Annotated in this window: 1 rRNA gene (running past both ends of the window); it reads right to left on the reverse strand. The window is 53.8% G+C overall.

The window, feature by feature from the left end:
- A 23S ribosomal RNA gene (locus K3181_RS03900) occupies nucleotides 1-2,500 on the reverse strand (it extends past both window edges: 41 nt to the left, 252 nt to the right).

Consider the following 2,500-nt stretch of genomic DNA (forward strand, 5'->3'; position numbering starts at 1 on the left):
CATTACTGCGCTTCCACACCCGGCCTATCAACGTCATGGTCTATGACGGTTCGAAGATTGCTTATCTCAAGGGAGGCTTCCCGCTTAGATGCTTTCAGCGGTTATCCCGTCCGTACATAGCTACCCTGCGGCACCCTTGGCAGGATGACAGGTACACCAGAGGTACGTTCACCCCGGTCCTCTCGTACTAGGGGCAACTCCTTTCAACAATCGACGCCCACGGCAGATAGGGACCAAACTGTCTCGCGACGTTCTGAACCCAGCTCACGTACCACTTTAATTGGCGAACAGCCAAACCCTTGGGACCTGCTCCAGCCCCAGGATGTGATGAGCCGACATCGAGGTGCCAAACGATTCCGTCGATATGAGCTCTTGGGAATCATCAGCCTGTTATCCCCGGCGTACCTTTTATCCGTTGAGCGATGGCCCTTCCACGAGGGACCACCGGATCACTATGACCGACTTTCGTCTCTGCTCGACTCGTCAGTCTCGCAGTCAGGCAGGCTTATGCCATTGCACTCTTGCAGACGGTTTCCAACCGTCCTGAGCCTACCATCGCGCGCCTCCGTTACTCTTTAGGAGGCGACCGCCCCAGTCAAACTACCCGCCACAGAGGGTCCCAACACCGGCTAACGGTGCGTGGTTAGACATCAGAAAATCACAGGGTGGTATTTCACCTATGGCTCCACGACAGCTGGCGCCGTCGCTTCAAAGCCTCCCACCTATGCTACACAGTAATTTCCTAATGCCACTCTGAAGCTGCAGTAAAGGTGCACGGGGTCTTTCCGTCTAACCGCGGGTACTCCGCATCTTCACGGAGAATTCAATTTCGCTGAGCATATCCTGGAGACAGTGGGGAAGTCGTTACGCCATTCGTGCAGGTCGGAACTTACCCGACAAGGAATTTCGCTACCTTAGGACCGTTATAGTTACGGCCGCCGTTTACTCGGGCTTCAATTCGGAGCTTGCACTCCTCCTCTTAACCTTCGAGCACCGGGCAGGCGTCACACCCTATACGTCGTCTTGAAGCCGACTTAGCAGAGTGCTGTGTTTTTGCTAAACAGTCGCTACCCCCTGGCCTGTGCCCCCCACCAAAACTTGCGTTAAGATGGGGCCTCCTTCTTCCGAAGGTACGGAGGCAATTTGCCGAGTTCCTTCAGGATACTTCTCTCAAGCGCCTTGGTATACTCTACCTGACCACCTGTGTCGGTTTCGGGTACGGTCTATAGTGAAGAGGCTATTTCCTGGAACCGCTTGGCTGCCCTCTCAATCCAATAAGAGAAAACAACTTCCACGATCCGTCACACATCTTCAGGCCCACGAATATTTACGTGGTTCCCATCGACTACCCCCTTCGGGCTCGTCTTAGGGGCCGGCTAACCCTGCGCCGATTAGCGTTGCGCAGGAACCCTTGGTCTTTCGGCGAGAGGGCATCTCACCCTCTTTGTCGCTACTCATGTCAGCATTCGCACTTCCGATACGTCCAGCGTCGGTTACCCTTCGCCTTCACTCGCTTACGGAACGCTCCGCTACCGCTCAGAATAAATTCTGAACCCTAAGCTTCGGTGCATATCTTTAGCCCCGTTACATCTTCGCCGCAGGAACCCTTATTTAGACCAGTGAGCTGTTACGCTTTCTTTAAAGGATGGCTGCTTCTAAGCCAACCTCCTGGTTGTTTTGGGATTCCCACATGCTTTCCCACTTAGATATGACTTGGGGACCTTAGCTGTAGGTTAGGGCTGTTTCCCTTTTGACGACGGACCTTAGCACCCGCCGTCTGTCTGCCGGATAAGACTCGATGGTATTCGGAGTTTGGTTAGGTTTGGTACCGCTCGCGCAGCCCTAGCCCATCCAGTGCTCTACCCCCATCGGCATACATCCGACGCTCTACCTCAATAGATTTCGCGGAGAACCAGCTATTTCCCGGCTTGATTGGCCTTTCACCCCTAAACACAGCTCATCCGAGAATTTTTCAACATTCACCGGTTCGGTCCTCCAGTGCGTGTTACCGCACCTTCAACCTGGCCATGCCTAGATCGCCGGGGTTCGGGTCTAATTCATCGAACTCAGTCGCCCTATTCAGACTCGCTTTCGCTGCGCCTACACCTAACGGCTTAAGCTTGCTCGATAAATTAAGTCACTGACCCATTATGCAAGAGGTACGCTGTCACCCCCTATGGGGCTCCAACTGCTTGTAAGCATCCGGTTTCAGGTACTGTTTCACTCCCCTAATCGGGGTGCTTTTCACCTTTCCCTCACGGTACTGTGTTCGCTATCGGTCATGTGCGAGTATTTAGGCTTGGAGGGTGGTCCCCCCATGTTCAGACAGGATTTCACGTGTCCCGCCCTACTCGAGTCCTTCATCATCACTTTCGCATACGGGGCTGTCACCCACTATGGCCACTCTTTCCAAAGTGTTTTGCTAGTTGAAATGAAGGCACTGGCCTGGTCCCGGTTCGCTCGCCACTACTACGGGAATCTCTGTTGATGTCTTTTCCTC

It is taken from the genome of Qipengyuania mesophila (genome assembly GCF_019711655.1).
GTDB lineage: Bacteria > Pseudomonadota > Alphaproteobacteria > Sphingomonadales > Sphingomonadaceae > Qipengyuania > Qipengyuania mesophila.